Consider the following 18,065-nt stretch of genomic DNA (forward strand, 5'->3'; position numbering starts at 1 on the left):
TCGCTGCTCGTCTAGCGGGCGCGTGGCCGGTCGTAGCCCGGCGGCACCGTCATCGGCCACGTCCAGCTCGGATCCGGCCGGTAGTCGGTCCAGGTCCCGTCGAACGGGAACTCGCCCGCCTCGATCACCTTCGTGAGGCGTACGCCCTCGGCCCGGACGGCGTCGGGATCGGGCACCCAGTAGTGCTCGGGGAAGGCGAGGCGCTCGGCGAACTCGTCCTCGTCCTTCCACTCCCAGCTGCGGTCGGGCCACACCCAGATGTCGAGATCCTGGTCGGTGGTGTCCACTCCGGCGAGATCGCCGTCGGACCACAGGACGGAGGGCTCTTCAAGGTTGCCGTACCAGCCGCCGAAGTTGTGCCGCCCGTCCCAGAAGAACCACACCGAGTGGGCCGACGCGGCTCCGGAGGTCTGCGGCGGGATGTACATGAGCATGTCCGGCCCGTAGCGCGTCATCGGCCTCAGCTCTTCGCGTTTGGTGATCCACTCCGCGTACGCCATGTCGCGGATGCCCTCGCCCTCCTCGGACAGGCTGATCAGAATCGGGGTGCCGTGGGCGATCCAGAGCAGCAGGCCGTGCTCGTCGTGCTGGACGACCCGGGCCAGCTTCAGGAAGACGAGGCGCTCGCCGACGAAGCCGCGATGGAGGAGGAGCTGACCCGGCGCGAACACTGGTCCAGCCTAGTCGATCTCGCCGGATGCGAGGTGCCATGCCTGGTGTCCGTTTTCCCAGCTCAGAAACCCGATGGGGGCTAAACCACATTTAGTGATTGCCCCTGTACAACGCGTAGTCGAGTGGCCAGACTGGGCGGATGGATTCGGGGGAGACCATGACGCAACGGGGCGGATGGCGCTGGGCGAGCCGGGTGGCTCGCCGGGAGCTGCCGGCCGTCCTGCAGATCCTCGCCGCCGGTGGGCTGGCGATCATCGTGGCGATGCTGCTCGGCTTCGACAAACCGATCGGCGCGCCGCTGTTCGCGATCACCACGCTGGAGTTCGTCTGCGCCCGCCACCGGCGGTCCGTCGCGATCTTCTTCTTCGGCCTCGGCTTCGGCTTGGCGATCGCCGCCGTGGCCTCCGGATACCGCTCGTTCGACCGGATCGTGCTCGACTTCGTCGTCGGCGTCGCGGTCGCCATGATCGTCGCGTTCCTCACCACGCCGCGTAATGCGACGCGGCAGGTCAACGCGACGCTGGAACCACTGCTGAACACGCTGACCGTGAACATCCGGACGATCGCGGGCGCGCTGCGTACGCGGGACGCCGAGTCGGCCCGGGCCGCCGTGTACGCCCTGGTCGACACGGAGAACGATCTGCGCCGCCTCAACGAGGTGCTGCTGGCCTCCCGGCGTTCGGCGGCCATCACGCTCTGGACCACGGGTCAGGATCTCGACGCCTATGCGGCGACCGCCCGGGAGATCGGGTACGCCGTCCGCAACATCCGGGTCATGGCAAGGCACGCTTGGTGGGGCGTCCTCCACGGCGGCGAGCCGGTGCCGATCGCGTTGCCGCCGATGCTGGAATCCCTGGCCGACGGCGTGGGACTGCTGCGCGACGAACTGCGTCGCGACGGCCCGCTCCGGGTGGCCCAGCCACAACTCGTCTCAGCCGCTCGCTGGATCGACGTCATGCGCGACGAACACCTCGGCCTCGCGAGCGCGGCGGTGGCGGCGGACGCCGACGCGGCGGTGCTGAACCTGCTCATCGCGACCGGCATTCCGTTGGCCAAGGCGGACGCTCTGCTCAACCACAGCAAAGCCGAAGCGGCGCTGAGCGAACGGCGCTTGGAGACGGCTCTCGCCGCCTGATCCCACGCCTCCCGCCCCGTCTCGGCGTGTTGATCATGACGGCGGGGGTGGCGACACGCCGCCCGAAGGGACCTTAGGTTCATGATCAACGGGAGTAGCCGTGGCGGACGGCGTACAGGGCGGCTTGGGTGCGGTCGTCGACTTCCAGCTTCATGAGGATCGCCGACACGTGCGTCTTCACCGTCTTCTCGGCCAGGTGCAGCTCCCGGGCGATCTCCCGGTTGGACCGGCCCGATGCCAACTGCTGCAACACTTCCCGTTCACGGGCGGTCAGATGATCGAGCCGGTCGCCGGAGACTCCGGTGCTCAGCGCAGTGGCGATCGCGGGCGGCAGCACGACGTGTCCAGCGTGGACAGTTCGGATCGCGTTCGCCAGAGCGGCCGGGTCGACGTCCTTGGCGACGCAGCCGGCCGCGCCCGCCCGGATCGCGGGCAGTACCGAGGGCGCGTCGGTGAAACTGGTGACCACCAGCACCTTCGCCGCGCTTCCGGCGTCCCGGAGCCGGTGGATCGCCTCGACGCCGTCCACACCCGGCATCTTCAGGTCGAGCAGGATCACGTCCGGCTGCGTGGCCAGCGCCTGCTCGACACACTCCGCACCGTCGCCCGCCTCGCCGACGACGGTTATGTCGTCATGAGTCTCCAGAAACACCCGCAGCCCTCGGCGTACCACTGCATGATCGTCCGCGAGCAGGACGCGGATCTCAGCCACGGGGGACCTCCAGGGTGACCGTCGTGCCGCCGCCGGGGTGCGAGGCGACCCGGAACGTGCCGCCGACCCGCCGCGCGCGCTCGCGCATGGAGGACAGGCCGAGCCGGGCGTTGGCGGCGGCCGGGACGCTCGGATCGAAGCCCGCGCCGTCGTCGGTGATCGTGCAGATCACGCCGCGGCCGCCGTCGACGAGTCGGACCTGGACCACTTGTGCCGAAGCATGACGCAGCGCGTTGTGCAGCGCCTCTTCGGCGACCCGCAGCACAACTTCCTCGACGGCGGGCGTCAGTTTGCCGGTCAGCTCGGCCACGAACTCCACCCGGGCGTCGTGCACCCGGTCGAGCAGGGCCACTCGGCGTCGCAGCGTCTCGACCAACCCGGTGTCGGCCAGCTCACGCGGCCGCAGTTCGGCGACGATCTGGCCGAGCTCCTCGGTCGCCTGGGCCGCCAGCCGCCGGATCTCCTGCAGCTCGGTCTCGGCCCGCGCCGGATCCTTGCGGACCCAAGCGGCCGCGGCCTCGGTCGTCAAGCGCAGGCTGAACAGCTTCTGCGCCACCGCGTCGTGCAGCTCGCGGGCCACGCGCTGGCGCTCCTCCAGTAGGGTCAGCTCCCGGCCCTGCTCGTAGAGCCGGGCGTTGGTCAACGCGATCGCGGCATGCGCGGCCAGTACGCCCAGCAGCCGCTCGTCGTCGGCGGTGAACTCGCCGCTGCGCCGGTTCGCCAGGAACAGCGCGCCGAGGATCTCCTCGCCGTCGGTGACCGGTACGCCGAGGAAGCCCTTCAGCACCGGATGCGCCGCCGGCCACCAGCCGAATCGGGGGTCCTTTCGCACGTCGGGCAGCCGTTGCGGCTTCATCTCGTGCAGCATCGCCGCGAGCAGCCCGTGCTGGCGGGGGAGCGGACCGATGGCGGCCCACTGCTCGTCCGAAACCCCGTCGACCACGAACTCGGCGAATCCGCCCTGATCGTCCGGTACGCCCAGCGCCGCGTACTCGCAGTCGAGCAGGGATCGGGCGGCCGTCACGATCGTCTGCAGCACCTCGCGTACGGACAGATGCCGGCTGACCGCCAGCACAGCGGTGCTCAGCTCGTCCAGCGTGCTGCGTTCGTCCACCCGTCAACCGTACGGGGCCTAGGTCGAAGGACCTAGGACGGCGGCGGCTGCGGACCGATTCGCGTACGCCGCGCAGTCCATAGCGTCGAGACATGCCTATCGCGATCATCACCGGGGCCGGCCGCGGGCTCGGCCTCGCCCTCACCCGTACGCTGTCGGCCGCCGGCTGGAGTGTCGTCGCCGACGCCCGTACTGCCACCGAGCTCGCGGACGCCGTCGCCGGGCTGCCCGGAGTCACCGCCATCGCCGGGGACGTGACCGATCCGGCCCACCGGACGGCGTTGATCGCCGCCGCGCAGCGCGAAGGCGGGCTCGACCTGCTGGTCAACAACGCCGGAGCGCTCGGGCCGAGTCCGCTGCCCTCGGTCGCCTCCGTGCCGGAGCAGGCGTTGCGGGACCTGTTCGAGGTCAACGTCGTCGCCCCCGTCGCGCTGACTCAAGCCGCTCTGCCGCTTCTGCGTACCGGGCGGGGGGTGGTGCTCAACGTGACCTCGGACGCCGCCGTCGAGGCGTACGAGGGATGGGGGGCCTATGGCGCTTCCAAGGCCGCCTTGGAGCACTTCGGCAAGGTCCTCGGCGTCGAGGAGCCGGCCGTCACCGTGTGGCAGGTCGACCCGGGCGATCTGCGTACGCGGATGCACCAGGACGCCTTCCCCGGCGAGGACATCTCCGACCGACCCCTGCCCGAGTCGGTCGCGCCTGGTCTGCTCGGGCTGCTGGCGCAGCGGCCGCCGTCGGGCCGCCTCAAGCTCGGCGACTGGATCCCTAGCGAGGTGAGCGCATGAGCGGCCGCAGGCCGATCATCGGCAGGCACAGTCTCACTCATGTGATCGCCGGCCGCAGGTCGGTGATCACATGAGCACGATGTGGGTTCCCTTCGAGGTGGCCGACTTCGAGCGCAGCGCACACCATTACGGCGGTCTCCTGGGCCTGCCGGTCATCGACCACTGGCAGCGCGACGGCGAACGTGGCGCGGTCTACGACGTGGGCGGCGGCCGCCTGGAGATAGTCCAGACCACGCGGCCGGCCAAGCCACCGGGTCTTGCCCTCGAACTACCCGACCGTCCCTCGGTGGACGCGGTTCACCTGGCGGCCGGCGTGGCGGCCGAGACGACTCCCGAGCAATTCCCCCGCGGGCACTACGGATTCGTGCTCGCCGACCCTGACGGCAATCGCGTACTCGTTTGGACGGAAGCATGACGGCGACACTGGAGTTCACCCTCGCTCCGGAGCTGGAGGCGCACGAGCCGCCCGAGGCCCGGGGACTGGCCCGCGACGAGGTGCGGCTGCTGGCCGGCTCGCCGGACGGCGTGAGCCACCACCGCTTCACCGATTTGCCGTCGCTGTTGAAGGCCGGTGACGTCCTCGTGGTGAACACGTCGGCCACGATGGCATCGGCAGTGGACACTGTGGACAAGACGCTCGTCGTGCACTTCTCGACTCGCCAGCCCGATGGGCGATGGGTGGTGGAGGTCCGGCGTCCCGTCGGCGGCTCGACTCAGCCCTTCTTCGACGCTCGGGCCGGCCAGCGGCTCACGCTTTCCGGTGGCGTGGTGGTCGATCTGCGGGAGCTGTATTCGGATCGGCTGTGGATCGCCGAGGTCTCCATCGATTCGGTGCCACGCTATCTGCGTGCCCATGGCCGTCCGATTCGATACTCCTATGTAGAACGAGACTGGCCCCTTTGGGCGTACCGTAGCGTCTTCGCGATCAGCACCCCCGACGACCGGGAGGGCAGCGCGGAGATGCCCAGCGCAAGCCGGCCGTTCACCGACGCGCTGGTCACCCGCCTGGCCAGCCGCGGCGTCGTGATCGCGCCGATCACCCTGCACACCGGGGTGGCCTCGCCGGAGGCCCACGAGCGGCCCTACCCCGAGCGGTTCGAGGTCCCCGCGACCACCGCGCGCCTGGTCAATCAGGCTCGCGCGGCCGGTGGGCGGATCATCGCCGTGGGCACGACCGCGGTCCGCGCGCTCGAAACTGCGACCCGGCCCGACGGATCGGTCCAGGCTGCGGCGGGCTGGACGGACGTCGTGGTCACTCCAGAGCGAGGGGTACGCGCAATCGACGGCCTGCTCACGGGGTTCCATGAACCGCGTGCCTCCCACCTGCTCATGTTGTCGGCGATCGCCGGTGAGCGGCTGCTCTCCGAGTGCTACCGGGAAGCTGTGGACAACGGATACCTGTGGCACGAGTTCGGCGATCTCAACCTGCTCCTGCGCTCTTCGGGCCGCTCCTCGGGAGTCTGAAAAAGGGCGCCGCGTCCTTCTTCGGTCGCGGCGCCCTTTCTATGACGGTGCTACATGTTCATGGCGTCCTTGGCCTTCTGGCCCATCTCCGACGCCTTGTCCTTGGCCTTCTCGCCCATGTTCTTGGCCTTGCCCGACATTTCCTCCGACTTGCCTTCCGCCTGCATTCGCTCGTCGTCGGTCATGTCGCCCATTTGCTCCTTGGCCTTGCCTTTCCACTCCTGGGCTTCATTGCGGATCTTGTCGTCCATACCCATGGCCTTCAGACCTCCTCGGGCTCGGTTACCGCGAGGATTACCCCGGTCTTGGTCCGCTAACCGCTGCTTGCCGATCGCAAATCGGACATTTTGCTCTCGTTTTCATGATCATGGTCAGTTCTGGGCTGTGATAGCGCTGTGATAGCGACGTGGAAATGACCATGATCATGAGCGGTCCGGTTTCGGGCGCGACTCAGCCGCGCTGCGGCGGGCTTAGCTGCTCTGCGTCGCGATTAGAGGCCGAGGAGCGCGGCGAGCTGGGCGACGCCGGGCAGCCGCCGCGCGCCCTTGGGACCGGCCTCGACGGTCGTCACGTCGGCGACCACGACCGTGACGTTGTCCGGCGCACCCGCCTGGAGGGCCAGCTTCACGAGCTGCTCGGCGGCCTGCTTCACCTCGGGATGGGTCTGGAGCGCGTGCGCGATGCTGTGGTCGGTGACGATGTCGGAGAGGCCGTCACTGCACAGCAGGAACCGGTCGCCGGGGCGTACGGCGACGGTGGAGCACGCCGTCGTGAAGTCGAGCCCCTGCACGGACTGCGTGATGAGGGACTTCTGCGGGTGGTGGCGGGCGTCGTCCTCGCTCAGTACGCCGCGGTCGATGAGCGTCTGCACGTAGGTGTCGTCCTTGGTGAGCCGACGGAGTTCGCCGTCGCGCAGGAGGTACGCCCGGGAGTCGCCGACATGCGCCACCGTGACCTCGGCCGCCTCGTCGGCGTCGGCGGACAGCAGCACGGCGGTCATCGTCGTGCCCATGCCTTCCTTCAGCGGGTCGTCGAGGGTGGCCTGGTAGATCTCCCGGTTGGCCGTCATGAGGTGGTCCAGCAGCGTACGCGCCGGTTCGTCGCCTAGCTCGGCGGTCTCCAGGGCGGCGAGCTCGCGGATCACGATCGCGCTCGCGTCCTCGCCCGCGGGTGCCCCGCCGACCCCGTCGGCGATCACGAGCAACCGGGATCCGGCGTACGCCGAATCCTCGTTGTTCGCCCGGATCAGCCCGAGGTCGGTGAGCAGAACGGAACGGAGGGCGAGACTCATCCCTCAAGGGTGCAGGGTAGGACGGTCAGATGTCTCTAGGCATTAGTACGTAATTTCTGGGGGAGCCCGCTCGGCCGTGAGAGAAATGTGCGGCAACCGTATCCTTTGGGCCGTGAACCCGGTGCCGATGGTTGGGCGCGCCGACGAACTGCGGGAGATCGTCGGCCAGTGGGCGCGCGTGGTATCGGGGGATTTGTCGGGTCCGGGGATGGTCGTCCTGACCGGCCACCCGGGAGTCGGCAAAAGCCGCCTGGTCGCGGCGGCCGTCGAAACGCTCGACCCTCGTCCGGCGACCGTGCTGGCCGGCACCGCCCGGCTGCACTCGCCCGCCCCGTACGACTGGCTGGCCGCCGTGCTGAGTGGGCGAGACATGCGTACGCTGCCGGTCCCGGCCGACGGTCTCGCTTGGCTCGCCCAGGAATCGCAGGCCCCGATCGAGCGGTACGCCCCCGACGCGCTCCTGCGTCTCGCCGTACGCACAGTGCGAGCCCTGGTCGGCGACGGTCCCGCCGTCCTCGTCGTCGAAGACCTGCACGCCCTCGACCCGGCCAGCCTGAGTCTCCTCGCCGAACTGGCGGCGGCGCCCAGGCTCCCGGTGCTGCTCATCGTGACCAGTCAACCGGCGGAAGCGGCAGTCGCCCGGCACTTGGTCGCGCGTACGCTGGCCCGCCTGTCCGGCGTACCGAACGCCATCCGCCAGCACCTCGGGCCGCTCGCCCCGGAGTTCGTCACCGAAATCCTCACTGCGGCCCACCCGGGACTGGCCGACGCCGACCGCCTCGGTGAGCGCGTCTGGCAGCGTACGGGCGGAAACCCGTACCTGCTCAGCGAATTGCTCGCCATCACGGCCGGACGCGGCGTCGAGGCCCTTGAGTCCCTACCGGCGGACGCGGGGCCGGAAGAAGCGGTCGAGCTGACCGCCCGGGAACTTCAAGTGCTGGAATGCCTCGCCGCCGGGATGTCGAACAAGCAGGTCGCGAAGTCGCTCGACATCTCCATCCGGACGGTCGCGGTGCACGTCTCCAACCTGCTCCGGAAGACCGGGTCGTCGTCGCGGACCGAGGCTGCTTTGTGGGCGGTCAAACGGCCTTGACCGCCGTTCTCTGGTGGTCTTCGCCTGGGCTCGCGTCGCGTCGCGTCGCGTCGCGTCGCGTCGCGTCGCGTCGCGCTCGTGTCGGGCTCGCGGTCGCGCTCGTGTCGGGCTCGCGGTCGCGCTCGCCTGGTGTAGCGCGCGCGTCGTGTCGGGCTGGCTCGTGCTTGCGCGTCGTGTCGGGCTGGGCTCGTGCTCGGCTGGTGTCGCGCGCGTTATCCCGGGATAACGCGGTCTTCCGCGCGGCGGAGGGGACGTTATCCCCGGATAACGCGCCGCGCCACCCCACCGGACCCCGCCCCACCCCGCCGCCCGCCCCGCCGGGCGAAATGGCGCGAAATGCGCGGTCAGCCGGCGCGACCGCGCGCCTTGAGCTGGCCGGGCGGCAGCGGAGGAGCCAGCAGCCGCTCGCCGTCGTAGCCGTGTACCTCGCCGAAGCCGCCCGTCCCGGCGTTCCACGCCTCGCGGGCCTGCGCGACCTCGTCCCCGGTACGCGCGACGAAGTTCCACCACATGACGATGTGCTCTTCGAACGGTTCTCCGCCGAGCAGCAGGAGAGCAGTGTCCACATCAGACTCGAGCTGGACGTCGGATCGGCTGGATCCCAGATACAGCAACGATCCCGGTTCGAGCAGTACGCCGTCCACCCGAGCGCCGCCGGTCATGGTGAGGACGGCGTACTCGAAGTCGGGTTCCAGCGGGAAGCGCGCGTCGGCTCCGGCCGCCACCGTCAGGTCCGCCCCGACGAGCGGGGAATACGTCGTCCCCGGTGACGCCGCGCCGTCGATCTCGCCGAGCATCACGGTCGCGGTCACCCCGCCTCCGTCGACCACCGGGAGTTCAGGGTGATGCTCGAAGGCCGGCTCCACATGCCGGTACGCGTCCGGCAGCGCGACCCACAGTTGAGCTCCGTGCAACAGCGGGAGATGGTCGCGCGGCGACTCCTCGGAGTGGGCGATGGCCCGGCCCGACGTCATCACGCCGAGCTGACCGGGGCGCACCGTCTGCAGGCTGCCGAGACTGTCCCGGTGCAGGACCTCGCCTTCGTGCAGCCAGCTCACCGTCTGGAGGCCCATGTGCGGATGCGGTGGCACCTGCATCCCGGGTTCGGCGGCGATGTCGTCCGGCCCGTAATGGTCGACGAAACACCACGCACCGACCATGCGCCGGCCGAGTGTCGGCAGCAGCCGGCGTACGCGTGTGCTCTCGCCGAGCTGCACGACCCGGCCCGGAATGAGATCGCGTGCGGGTTCGGCGGCGACAGCGGCGCGACCGCCGCAGGTGGACATCGCCGGGGCGCGGTCGAGGTTGCTCATGCGCTCAACCTACCCGTGCCCCGGCGTCTGCCCGTGTTGATCAGGGTCCCCCGGAGTTGATCAGGCTCGTGCGGACACGACACGCCGGTCGATCACGCCCGGTAGTTCATGATCGGGCGGAAAGAGCGGCGCGGAAAAGCGGGCGCGGAAAAAAGGGGGCTAGACGAAGGCGGTGGTCCAGTAGCGGGCTTTGTAGAACTTGGCTCCGGAGCGCGACCCGCTCCCGCCGCTGGAGAAGCCGACCGAGCTGGTCCAGTACTGGCTCTCACTCGGGGCGTCGACGTAGAACCGCACGCCGTTCGGCAGACTCCCGTACGCCTTCACGTAGGTGGCCGTGCTGATCCGCCGCTTGCCGCTGAACACCCAGCTCGCCCCGGCGTACAGGAGGCTGACTTCCCAGACGCCGTGGTTGGTGCCGGTGCCGCCGACGGTGTAGAAGAACTTGCCCGAGGCGTAGTCGGGCTGCAGGTCGTGCCCGGTGCCGGAGAACGTGGTCTTGCAGGCGAGCTTCAGCCCGGTCAGGTGCCCGCTGCTGTTCACGACGAGGTGGTACGCCCGCAGTTCGCCCTTGCCGACGGCCAGCAGCAGTCCGCTGTTGGTGTCGTAGAGCACGCCGTGCGCGCCTTCGAAGCCGTACTTCACCGAGCCGCTGTAGGAGGTCCCGGGCTTGCCGCCGTTGCTGGACGGGATGAACAGGCTCAGCCCGCCGCCGTCGGCGAACGAGCTGCTGTATTGCCGGGCTCGCGAGGACGCGACGACGATCGCGCCGTAGTTCTTGATGCGCTCGACCGCGTGCGGGTTGCCCGGCACGGTGGCGCTCCAGACGACGCTCTTGGAACTCTGGTCGATCATCGCCGCCTTGCCGCCCGCCGAGGCGGTCCCGGAGGCGGCCACCAGGACGACGTCGCCCCAGGCCGCGGTCGGGCGGCGCTTGACGTCCGACAGGTTCGTCCAGGTCGACCCGGCCGGCGCCGACCAGCGCCAGCGCACGTTGCCGTCGCTCCACGAGGTGTTCGAGTGGCTGAACACGAGCACGTCGTTCGTCTTCTGCTCGGTCGTGGCCACGAGGTACTCCGCGGCGGCGGCCGGCTCGGCGGCGACGAGCGCACCGGCCACCGTGCCGCCGGTCGCGGCGACGACACCGGCCGCGGCGGTGCTGCCCAGCAGGGTCCTTCTGCGCATTGGTCTCCCCAGGTCGGCGGGCCGTCGAGGCAGGCCCGATGGCTCAAGATCCTGACAGCGCGGGGCAACCTCGGCAAACAGTGAACGGCCGCCCTGTGGATAACTCCGGCCGCCCCTCTGGTTGATCATGAGGTTTGGGGGTGCGACTCGCCGACGAGACGGACCTTGGGTTCATGATCAACGGGGAGAGTCGGATATCCGTGAATGTCTGGGCGCTCGCCGCGTTCCGTGGGCACTCTGGCCAGTGTGGACACCGTCATCATCGTGGGAGCGGGGCCGACCGGCCTCACGGCGGCGCTGGAGGTGGCCGGTCGGGGGATCCCGGTCGTCGTCTACGACGCCGGCGACCTCAGCTCCGCCGCCGAGACCGGTTCGCGAGCGATCGCCGTCCATCGCACGGCGCTGACCGTCTGGGAGCGCCTCGGTTGCGCGGGCCCGATGATCGCCGAAGGCGTCGCGTGGCAGACGAGGCGTACCTTCCTCGGCACTCGCGAAATCCTCACCCAGGCCCTGCCCATGGACCCCGGCGGCCTGCCGACCTTCCTCAACCTGCAGCAGTACCGCACCGAACACCATCTGCTCGCGGCCGCCCGCGCGCACCCCCTGATCGAGCTCCGGCCTGGGCACCGGGTCACCGCGGTGCGCCAGGACCGTCGTCAAGTCACGCTTCACCTTCAGAATCAGACTGGTACGCACAACGCAACGGCGGCGTACGTGCTGGCCTGTGACGGTGCGCGCGGCGGGCTGCGCCGGGCGTTGGGGCTGGACTTCCCCGGCGAGACCTTCCCGGATCGGTTCCTCATCGCCGACATCCGGGCCGACCTGCCGTTGCCGCCGGAGCCCCGGTTCTACTTCGACCACCCGGCGCATCCGGGCAGCACGGTGCTGATCCATCCGCAGCCGTTCGGCGTGTGGCGGATCGACTGGCAGCTCGGGGCGTACGCCGATGTGGCCGCCGAGACGTCGCCGGAGCGCATGGACACCCGCATCCGGGCGCTGCTGACCGCCGTCACCGGGCAGGACGTCCCGTACGAGCTGGTGTGGCTCAGCGACTATCGGTTCCACCAGCGGCTGCTGACGCGGCTGCGGCACCGGCGGGTGTTCTTCCTCGGCGACGCCGGCCATCTCGTGGCCCCGTTCGGCGCGCGCGGCATGAACGGTGCGGTGCAAGACGTCGAGAACCTCGGCTGGAAGCTCACCGCCGTCCTCAGTGGTCACGCGCCGGAGTCCCTGCTGGAGTCCTATCAGGACGAAAGGTGGGCCGCCCAGGAGCACAATCGCCGGGTGGTCTCGGCGACCATGCGGTTCATGGCTCCGCGTACGCGGTGGCAGTCGCTGCGGCGGGAGACGATCCTGCGGTTGGCCGCCCGTTGGCGGCGAGCCGCCCGCTGGGTCGACAGCGGCCGCATGAGCGAGCCCTACCGGTACGCCGTCTCGGCGATCGTGCTGCCCGACGACCGCCCGGCCCGGCATTGGCGCGGAGCGCCGGAGTTGGGCGGGAAAGCCCCCGACGGCGACTGCGTCCTCGGTGGCCATCCGACGCGGTTGCGGCATCAATTCGGCCGGGACTGGGTGGCGCTGTGGTTCTGCGACTCCGGCCCGACCTCCGGCGGCGACGTGTTGCCCGCCGAACTCGGTGAAGTCCCGTGCCGGGTGGTCGCGGTGAACCCGGCCGACTGCGTCGATCTCGCGACCGCGTACGCCGCGCAGCCGGGCACGCTCTATCTCGTCCGGCCGGACGGGCACATCGCCGCGCGCCGACGGAACTCCGGGCCCGGCGTTGTGCGTATCCTCCTGGAAATCATGGGGATGCGCGGAGCGTCAGGGGCGCACCTGGCCGACCTGCCACCGCACCTCCCGCAGCAGCGCGGCCAGATCGCCGGCGACGTTGACGAACTGGAACCCGGACTGGACCCGGTCGACCGCGGCCCGGGAGTCTGAGCAGTAGATCCCGACCGGCAGGCTGTGGCGGGCCGCCGCCTGCCGGATCGTGACGAGCGGCCCGGCAAGCTCGGGGTTTTCCGGCGCGGGCGGAAGCCCGAGCGAGACGGACAGGTCGACCGGCCCGACGAACAGGCCGTCCAGTCCCGGCACCGCCGCGATCTGCTCCACATTCGACAAAGCGGCGGCGCTCTCGATCTGGGCGATCACGAGGGTCTTGGCGTTGGCCTCGGTGAAGTAGCCGGGCAGTGTCGTGTCGAACGCCAGCCCGGCCCAGGCGCTGCCCAGACTGCGCCGACCGACCGGCGGGAACTTCGCCGCCGCGACCAGGGCGGCCGCCTCGTCGGCGGTGTCGATCATCGGGCCGATCACGGCCGATGCCCCGGCGTCGAGCGCGCGTTTGACGTTCTCGGTCGTGTTCTCCGCGATCCGCACGACCGCACAGCCGCCCGCGTCGGCGATCGCAGCGACCATCGCGGACATCGTCTCCGCGCCCATCGGGCCGTGTTCGGCGTCCACGACGAGGAAGTCGGCGCCCGCCCGGGCGAGTTGCCGGGCGGTGGCCGGGCTCGGGATGCTCAGCCAGACCCCGTACGCCGGGCGGCCCGCCGTCAGCAGTTCGGAAAGCTTGTTGTCGCGCACGGCTGCGACTGTACGGGGCGGGCGCCACGCCCCCGTTTGACGTGGCGACCGGCCCCGGCAGCTGGTTCCCATGCTGCCCGGGTGCGCTTTATCCGCGCTTTATCGCTCGGCCGTGGTACGCCACGAGGTGAGCCAGTCCTGGACCACGTCAGCATCGGGGCGGCCGAGTTCTCGGTAGACCTGCCGGCTCTCCTCGGCGAAGGCCACCGCGTCCTTCTCCTCACCCTGGGCCAGCCGGGTCTTGGCGAGCAGGAACAGGTTGCCGGCCAGCCCGAGCAGCCCGGACGAGCGAGCCAGCTCGACCGCCTCGGTGAGATGCGCGGCCGCCAGCTCATAGTCGCCCCGCGAATAGGCGGCATAGCCCGAGGCGGCGTACGCCTCCTTCAGCGCGCGGGCGTGCTGGGCCTCGACTCCGCGCCGGACCGCCTGTTCGGCGGCCTCCGCGGCGGCGTCGGCCTCGCCGAGCTCCACCAGGACCCGGACCAAATAGCTGCCGAGGATGCAGGCCCCGGCGTGCGAACCGATGCGGGCGCAGATCGCGGCTCCTTCCTCGAACCGTGCCCGGGCCTCGGTCAGCCGCCCTTCGCGCCGCAGGATCAGCCCGAGCGACCCCAGGATGTTGTTCTCGGCGTCCAGATCACCCGCCTGCTGGGCCAGCAGACGCGCCCGCTCAAGGATGCGCAGCCCTTCGGAGAGGTCGCCCAACCGTTCCATGATCGCGTTCCCCCGCCCGAGGAGAATCCGGGCCAGTTGGGCCGGGTGACGGTCGGCCGGCAGCCGGGCGAGGGCCCAGTCCTGGGCCGCTTGGGCCGTTCGCCAGTTACCCCGCCGCCGGAGAACCACGCCGTACTGACCGGCCACGACGGCCGCCCAGACCGGGCGGCCGTGCGCGGCGTACTCCCGGCGGGCCTGCCGGAGCAAGGGCAGCGCCGTCCGGACGTTGCCGCGCGTGTGCGCCTGCATGCCCAAGGTGGCGAGTAGATCGGTGCGGCCCGGTTCGTCCGGCGGAATGTCGACCAGCAGGGCGTTTCCGACGGCCTCCCATTCCGCGGCGTACGCCCGATTGGTGACGTAATCCGACAGGGCCGTGTGCAGGCCCGTCGCGAGTCCCCACCAGCCCCGTCCGGCGGCGTCGCGGATCGCCGCGAGAAGCAGCGCCTCGTTCTCGGCGAACCAGGCGGACGCGTCAGTCGGAGGCACGCCGCCGGGCGGCGCCACGTGCGGAAGCACCCGGATCGGCAGCGCGGTCGTGGCGGTGAGGGAGGCCGAAAGCATCGCCTCGTACGCGTTGCGCAGCGCCCGCTCGTCCTCATCGTCGGCTTGCTCGCGTGCGTACAGGTGGACCAGGTCGTGCAGGCGATATCGCAGGTCTTCGCCATCGTCCCGTTCGACGACGAGCGACGCGTCGACCAGGCGCTGCGCCACTCGTTCCGCCTCCGCCTGAGGCAGCCCCAGCAGTGCGGCCGCCACCCACGCGGGTGCCTCGGGCCGGGGGATCAGACCCAGGCGGCGCAGCAACGTGGCGGCTCGGCTCTCCAATCGGCCGTGGCTCACGGTGAACACCGCCCGGACTTCGCGGTCGCCGAAGGCCAGCTCATCGAGGCGAACCTGCTCGTCGGCGAGGCGGGCGGCGAGTTTGGCGAGCGGCGTGGACGGCCGCCGCGCGAGGCGTACGCCCGCGATCCGGACCGCCAGCGGAAGGCCGCCGCAGAGCTCGACGAGCCGGGCGGCGTCGGCGGCCTCCGCCTCGATCCGGGAGACTCCGGCCAGCGATCCGAGCAGCCGCAACGCGTCCTGATCCGGCAGGACGTCGAGATCGACCAGATGGGCGCCGTCGAGTCCGCCCAGGAGCCGGCGGCCGGTGACGAGCAGGGCACTGCCGCCGTTCGGCGGAATCAGCGGCCGGACCTGGCTCTCGTCCCGGGCGTTGTCCATGACCAGCAACAGCCGCCGGCCGGTGAGTTCGGCCCGCAGTCGCCCGATCCGTTCCTCCGCGTCGTCCGGGATCGCCTCGCCGGGCACGCCGATCGCACGGAGTACGCCGGCGGTGACGTCGACGGCGTCCGGGGAGTGCGGATCGGTCCCGCGAAGGTCGAAGAAGACGCAGCCGTCGGGAAATCGGGCGCGCAGGCCGCGGGCGACGCGTACGGCGAGAGTCGTCTTGCCCATCCCGCCCAGGCCGGCGATGCACACCACGGCCGGATGATCGTTCTCCGCTCGCAACAGGGCGGAGACCCGGTCGACCTCGGCGGTGCGCCCGGTGAAATCGGGGATGTCGGCCGGGACCTGCCATACGCCGGTCGGAGTGTCGCCGGCCGGACCGCGCAGCCAGCGGCGGACGACCTCGGACGCCGCGTCCAACCGCCCGTGCAGTATCTGTTGCTCCAGCTCCCGCAGGCTGGCACCGGGTTCGAGGCCGAGCTCGCGGACGAGCGTACGCCGGGCCCGGTGGTATTCGTCCAACGCCTGTGCCTGACGGCCGCTGCGGGCGTGGCCGAGAATCAGGAGGTACCACAACCGTTCCCGCAGCGGGTCCTCGGCGAGCAGACCGGACAGCCGCGCGGCGGCGGGCCGGTCGAGCAGAACCTCGGCCGCGGCGAGCCGCTCGGCCGCGTCCCGGCGGTCCTCCTCCAGCCCGGACACCGCCTCGGCGAGGTGCGCGGAGTCGACGTCCTGGCACGCGTGTCCCTGCCAGACCGCCAGCGCCTCCTCGTACCGCGTCGCGGCGGCGGCCCAGTCCCCGACCGCGACCGCCTGCTCGGCCGCCCGGGTGAGCAGCCGGAACTCCGCGACGTCGGTACGCACGACCGATCCGACCAGCCGGTATCCGTTGGGGTGGGTGACGATGGCGGCCTGCGGGTCGGCCCCGGCGACGCTGAGCGCCTGACGAAGCCGGAAGATCGCGATCTGCACCTAATTCGCGGCCGTCCGGGGAGCGTTGCCGCCCCAGGCCGCCTCGACGAGTTCGTCGGCCGAGACCACGAGATCCTGACGCAGGGCCAGGGCGGCCAGCACCGCCCGCGCGCGCTGGCTGGCCACGGGGTTCACCCCGTCGCCGCCCGCGATGCGTACGGGTCCGAGAATCCGGACCTCGACCTGTGCCACGCCGCCGAGACTAGCCGGGGCCGTCTGGAATGCTGGACGAGTGCAGCAGACGATCTCCGAATGGCTGGGTGAACTGGCGTCGGGCGAGCCGACCCCGGGTGGCGGTGCGGCCGCCGCCCTGATGGCCGCCACCGGTGCGGCCCTGGTCGGCATGGTCACCGAGTTGACCATCGGCAATCCCCGGTACGCCGACCACGAACCCACGATGACAGCGGCCCGCGAACGCGCGGCTGAACTGCGCAAACTGGCGGCGGAGCTGGCCGACGCCGACGAGGCCGCCTTCGGCGCGGTCATCGAGGCGTACCGGCTGCCCAAGGCGACCGAGACGGAAAAGGCCGGGCGCAGCGCCGCCATTCAGCAGGCGCTCGCCGGCGCGGCCCGGGTACCCCTGCGGCTGGCCGCCGTCTCGGCGGAGATCGTCGGGCTGGCCGAATCCATCCTCGACGGTGCGAACGTCAACGTGCTGTCCGACGTGGCGGTCGCGGCCGACGCCGCTCGCGCGGCGCTCTCCTCTGCCGCCGTGAACGTCGAGGTCAACACGTCGACGCTGACCGACCGATCGGTGGCCGCCGCGCTCGACGGGGAGCTGGCCGGGCACCTCGGCGCGATCGGGCGGGCCGACCGGGTCACCGCCGCTGTCCGGGCCCGCATCGCGGGACCCTCGGCGGCCTCGGGGGCGTCCTCAGGGGCATCAGCGGTTCCGGGGGCGTCAGCGGTTCCGGGGGCGTCGGCGGTTCCGGGGGCGTCGGCGGTTCCGGGGGCGTCGGCGTGAGGCTCATCGACGGCAAGGCGCACGCCGCCCGCCTGGGCGAAGAGGTCTCCGCTCGCGCCGCGGAACTGCGATCGCAGGGAACCGACCCGACGCTCGCGGTCGTCGTCCCGACCGACGACGAGGCGACCGCGTGGTACGTGCGCAGCATCGCGCGTACGGCCGAGAAGACGGGCGTGACCTGCCGAATCGTGCACCTCGACCAGCCGACCGGCGACGAGGTGGCCGGTACGCTCGCCGAGCTCGGCGCCGATCCGGAGGTCCACGGGCTCATCTGCCAGACGCCGTTGCCCGCCGGGGTGACGCTCGACCAGGTCGGCGAGCACATCCCGGTGGCGAAGGACGTGGACGGGGCGAACCCGGCGAGCCTCGGCCGGTTGGCGGCCGGGCTGCCCGCGTACGCCCCGGCGACCGCCCGGGCCGTCTTGGAGCTGCTGCTCGCGGAGAACGTGCCGTTGTCCGGTGTGGCGGCGACCGTCGTGGGCCGGTCCACAGTGGTCGGCAAGCCCGCCGCACTCCTGCTTCTGGCGCAGAACGCCACCGTCACGGTGGCCCATTCGCGTACGCGTGACCTGGCGGCCGTCTGCCGTCAGGCCGACGTTCTGGTGGCGGCGGTCGGCCGAGCCCACCTCATCGGCGACGAACACATCAAACCGGGCGCGGTCGTCATCGACGTCGGCACCAATCCGACCGACGACGGCGGCCTGACCGGAGACGTCGACCCGGCAGTCACCACGGCCGGAGCGTTGACCCCCGTACCGGGTGGCGTCGGCCCGGTCACCACGATGCTGCTGCTCGCCCAGACCCTGGACGCCGCCTCCGTTCGCTAGTCGCGCCGTCCCGCCTC

At 71.0% G+C, this 18,065-nt stretch carries 18 protein-coding genes; 8 read left to right on the forward strand and 10 right to left on the reverse strand.

What is annotated here, in order from left to right; all coding sequences use genetic code 11:
- Nucleotides 1-11: 11 nt before the first annotated feature.
- Nucleotides 12-671, reverse strand: a complete 660-nt coding sequence (locus HOV77_RS11970) for a DUF402 domain-containing protein (RefSeq protein WP_290861389.1) — start codon at nucleotides 669-671, stop codon at nucleotides 12-14.
- 140 nt (nucleotides 672-811) lie between these two features.
- On the opposite strand from HOV77_RS11970, the gene HOV77_RS11975 reads away from it, so the two are divergent.
- Entirely contained in the window at nucleotides 812-1,807 is a 996-nt protein-coding gene (locus HOV77_RS11975) for a hypothetical protein (RefSeq protein WP_290861391.1), read from the forward strand.
- 85 nt (nucleotides 1,808-1,892) lie between these two features.
- On the opposite strand, the gene HOV77_RS11980 is transcribed toward HOV77_RS11975, so the two are convergent.
- Nucleotides 1,893-2,519, reverse strand: a complete 627-nt coding sequence (locus HOV77_RS11980; protein WP_290861393.1) for a response regulator transcription factor — start codon at nucleotides 2,517-2,519, stop codon at nucleotides 1,893-1,895.
- Complete coding sequence (locus HOV77_RS11985) at nucleotides 2,512-3,633, reverse strand: GAF domain-containing sensor histidine kinase (RefSeq protein ID WP_290861395.1); 1,122 nt, start codon at nucleotides 3,631-3,633, stop codon at nucleotides 2,512-2,514. Before HOV77_RS11985 ends, HOV77_RS11980 begins: the two co-directional genes overlap by 8 nt.
- A gap of 92 nt (nucleotides 3,634-3,725) precedes the next feature.
- Here HOV77_RS11985 and HOV77_RS11990 point away from each other — a divergent pair, with 92 nt between their 5' ends.
- From HOV77_RS11990 to HOV77_RS12000, 3 genes are all read left to right on the forward strand, one after another.
- Nucleotides 3,726-4,418, forward strand: a complete 693-nt coding sequence (locus HOV77_RS11990; RefSeq protein ID WP_290861397.1) for an SDR family oxidoreductase — start codon at nucleotides 3,726-3,728, stop codon at nucleotides 4,416-4,418.
- Between the two features lie 70 nt (nucleotides 4,419-4,488).
- Nucleotides 4,489-4,833: a VOC family protein gene (locus tag HOV77_RS11995; protein WP_290861399.1), complete on the forward strand. Its 345-nt coding sequence runs from the start codon at nucleotides 4,489-4,491 to the stop codon at nucleotides 4,831-4,833.
- Nucleotides 4,830-5,882 carry an S-adenosylmethionine:tRNA ribosyltransferase-isomerase gene (locus HOV77_RS12000; RefSeq protein WP_290861401.1) on the forward strand — a complete coding sequence of 351 codons (1,053 nt, stop codon included), beginning with the start codon at nucleotides 4,830-4,832 and terminating at the stop codon, nucleotides 5,880-5,882. The genes HOV77_RS11995 and HOV77_RS12000 overlap by 4 nt, the downstream gene beginning before the upstream one ends.
- A gap of 50 nt (nucleotides 5,883-5,932) precedes the next feature.
- Here HOV77_RS12000 and HOV77_RS12005 read toward each other — a convergent pair whose 3' ends face one another.
- Nucleotides 5,933-6,139 (reverse strand): CsbD family protein, encoded by a 207-nt coding sequence (locus tag HOV77_RS12005; RefSeq protein WP_290861403.1) that lies wholly within the window; start codon nucleotides 6,137-6,139, stop codon nucleotides 5,933-5,935.
- 233 nt (nucleotides 6,140-6,372) lie between these two features.
- Nucleotides 6,373-7,173 carry a protein phosphatase 2C domain-containing protein gene (locus tag HOV77_RS12010; RefSeq protein WP_290861405.1) on the reverse strand — a complete coding sequence of 267 codons (801 nt, stop codon included), beginning with the start codon at nucleotides 7,171-7,173 and terminating at the stop codon, nucleotides 6,373-6,375.
- Between the two features lie 112 nt (nucleotides 7,174-7,285).
- On the opposite strand from HOV77_RS12010, the gene HOV77_RS12015 reads away from it, so the two are divergent.
- Nucleotides 7,286-8,266, forward strand: coding sequence for a LuxR family transcriptional regulator (locus HOV77_RS12015; RefSeq protein WP_290861407.1), 981 nt, complete (start codon nucleotides 7,286-7,288; stop codon nucleotides 8,264-8,266).
- A gap of 344 nt (nucleotides 8,267-8,610) precedes the next feature.
- Here the strand turns inward: HOV77_RS12015 and HOV77_RS12020 are convergent, their stop codons facing one another.
- A complete protein-coding gene (locus HOV77_RS12020) occupies nucleotides 8,611-9,579 on the reverse strand; it encodes a pirin family protein (RefSeq protein ID WP_290861409.1) in 969 nt (322 codons plus the stop codon).
- A gap of 159 nt (nucleotides 9,580-9,738) precedes the next feature.
- Nucleotides 9,739-10,761: a hypothetical protein gene (locus tag HOV77_RS12025; protein WP_290861411.1), complete on the reverse strand. Its 1,023-nt coding sequence runs from the start codon at nucleotides 10,759-10,761 to the stop codon at nucleotides 9,739-9,741.
- Nucleotides 10,762-11,007: 246 nt separating this feature from the next.
- On the opposite strand from HOV77_RS12025, the gene HOV77_RS12030 reads away from it, so the two are divergent.
- Nucleotides 11,008-12,702 carry an FAD-dependent monooxygenase gene (locus tag HOV77_RS12030; protein ID WP_290861413.1) on the forward strand — a complete coding sequence of 565 codons (1,695 nt, stop codon included), beginning with the start codon at nucleotides 11,008-11,010 and terminating at the stop codon, nucleotides 12,700-12,702.
- On the opposite strand, the gene HOV77_RS12035 is transcribed toward HOV77_RS12030, so the two are convergent.
- From HOV77_RS12035 to HOV77_RS12045, 3 genes are all read right to left on the reverse strand, one after another.
- The gene (locus HOV77_RS12035; protein ID WP_290861415.1) at nucleotides 12,583-13,344 is read right to left on the reverse strand and encodes an aldolase/citrate lyase family protein; all 762 of its coding nucleotides are present in this window, start codon (nucleotides 13,342-13,344) and stop codon (nucleotides 12,583-12,585) included. The genes HOV77_RS12030 and HOV77_RS12035 overlap by 120 nt on opposite strands.
- Nucleotides 13,345-13,443: 99 nt before the next feature.
- Nucleotides 13,444-16,257 carry a BTAD domain-containing putative transcriptional regulator gene (locus HOV77_RS12040; RefSeq protein ID WP_290861417.1) on the reverse strand — a complete coding sequence of 938 codons (2,814 nt, stop codon included), beginning with the start codon at nucleotides 16,255-16,257 and terminating at the stop codon, nucleotides 13,444-13,446.
- Nucleotides 16,258-16,449 (reverse strand): hypothetical protein, encoded by a 192-nt coding sequence (locus HOV77_RS12045; protein ID WP_290861419.1) that lies wholly within the window; start codon nucleotides 16,447-16,449, stop codon nucleotides 16,258-16,260.
- Nucleotides 16,450-16,489: 40 nt separating this feature from the next.
- Between HOV77_RS12045 and HOV77_RS12050 the strand changes: the two genes are divergently transcribed.
- Together HOV77_RS12050 and HOV77_RS12055 are read left to right on the forward strand one after the other, a co-directional pair.
- Nucleotides 16,490-17,221, forward strand: coding sequence for a cyclodeaminase/cyclohydrolase family protein (locus tag HOV77_RS12050; protein ID WP_290861421.1), 732 nt, complete (start codon nucleotides 16,490-16,492; stop codon nucleotides 17,219-17,221).
- The gene (locus HOV77_RS12055; RefSeq protein WP_290861423.1) at nucleotides 17,218-18,048 is read left to right on the forward strand and encodes a bifunctional 5,10-methylenetetrahydrofolate dehydrogenase/5,10-methenyltetrahydrofolate cyclohydrolase; all 831 of its coding nucleotides are present in this window, start codon (nucleotides 17,218-17,220) and stop codon (nucleotides 18,046-18,048) included. Before HOV77_RS12050 ends, HOV77_RS12055 begins: the two co-directional genes overlap by 4 nt.
- Nucleotides 18,049-18,065 lie beyond the last annotated feature (17 nt).

It is taken from the genome of Hamadaea sp. (assembly GCF_013362815.1).
Lineage (GTDB): Bacteria > Actinomycetota > Actinomycetes > Mycobacteriales > Micromonosporaceae > Hamadaea.

Excerpts from the sequence above, each read along its gene's own strand:
- HOV77_RS12010 (WP_290861405.1), bottom strand. The coding sequence starts at position 7,173 with ATGAGTCTCGCCCTCCGTTCCGTTCTGCTCACCGACCTCGGGCTGATC.
- HOV77_RS11975 (WP_290861391.1), top strand. The coding sequence starts at position 812 with ATGGATTCGGGGGAGACCATGACGCAACGGGGCGGATGGCGCTGGGCG.
- HOV77_RS11995 (WP_290861399.1), top strand. The coding sequence starts at position 4,489 with ATGAGCACGATGTGGGTTCCCTTCGAGGTGGCCGACTTCGAGCGCAGC.
- HOV77_RS12020 (WP_290861409.1), bottom strand. The coding sequence starts at position 9,579 with ATGAGCAACCTCGACCGCGCCCCGGCGATGTCCACCTGCGGCGGTCGC.
- HOV77_RS12025 (WP_290861411.1), bottom strand. The coding sequence starts at position 10,761 with ATGCGCAGAAGGACCCTGCTGGGCAGCACCGCCGCGGCCGGTGTCGTC.
- HOV77_RS12005 (WP_290861403.1), bottom strand. The coding sequence starts at position 6,139 with ATGGGTATGGACGACAAGATCCGCAATGAAGCCCAGGAGTGGAAAGGC.
- HOV77_RS12000 (WP_290861401.1), top strand. The coding sequence starts at position 4,830 with ATGACGGCGACACTGGAGTTCACCCTCGCTCCGGAGCTGGAGGCGCAC.
- HOV77_RS11990 (WP_290861397.1), top strand. The coding sequence starts at position 3,726 with ATGCCTATCGCGATCATCACCGGGGCCGGCCGCGGGCTCGGCCTCGCC.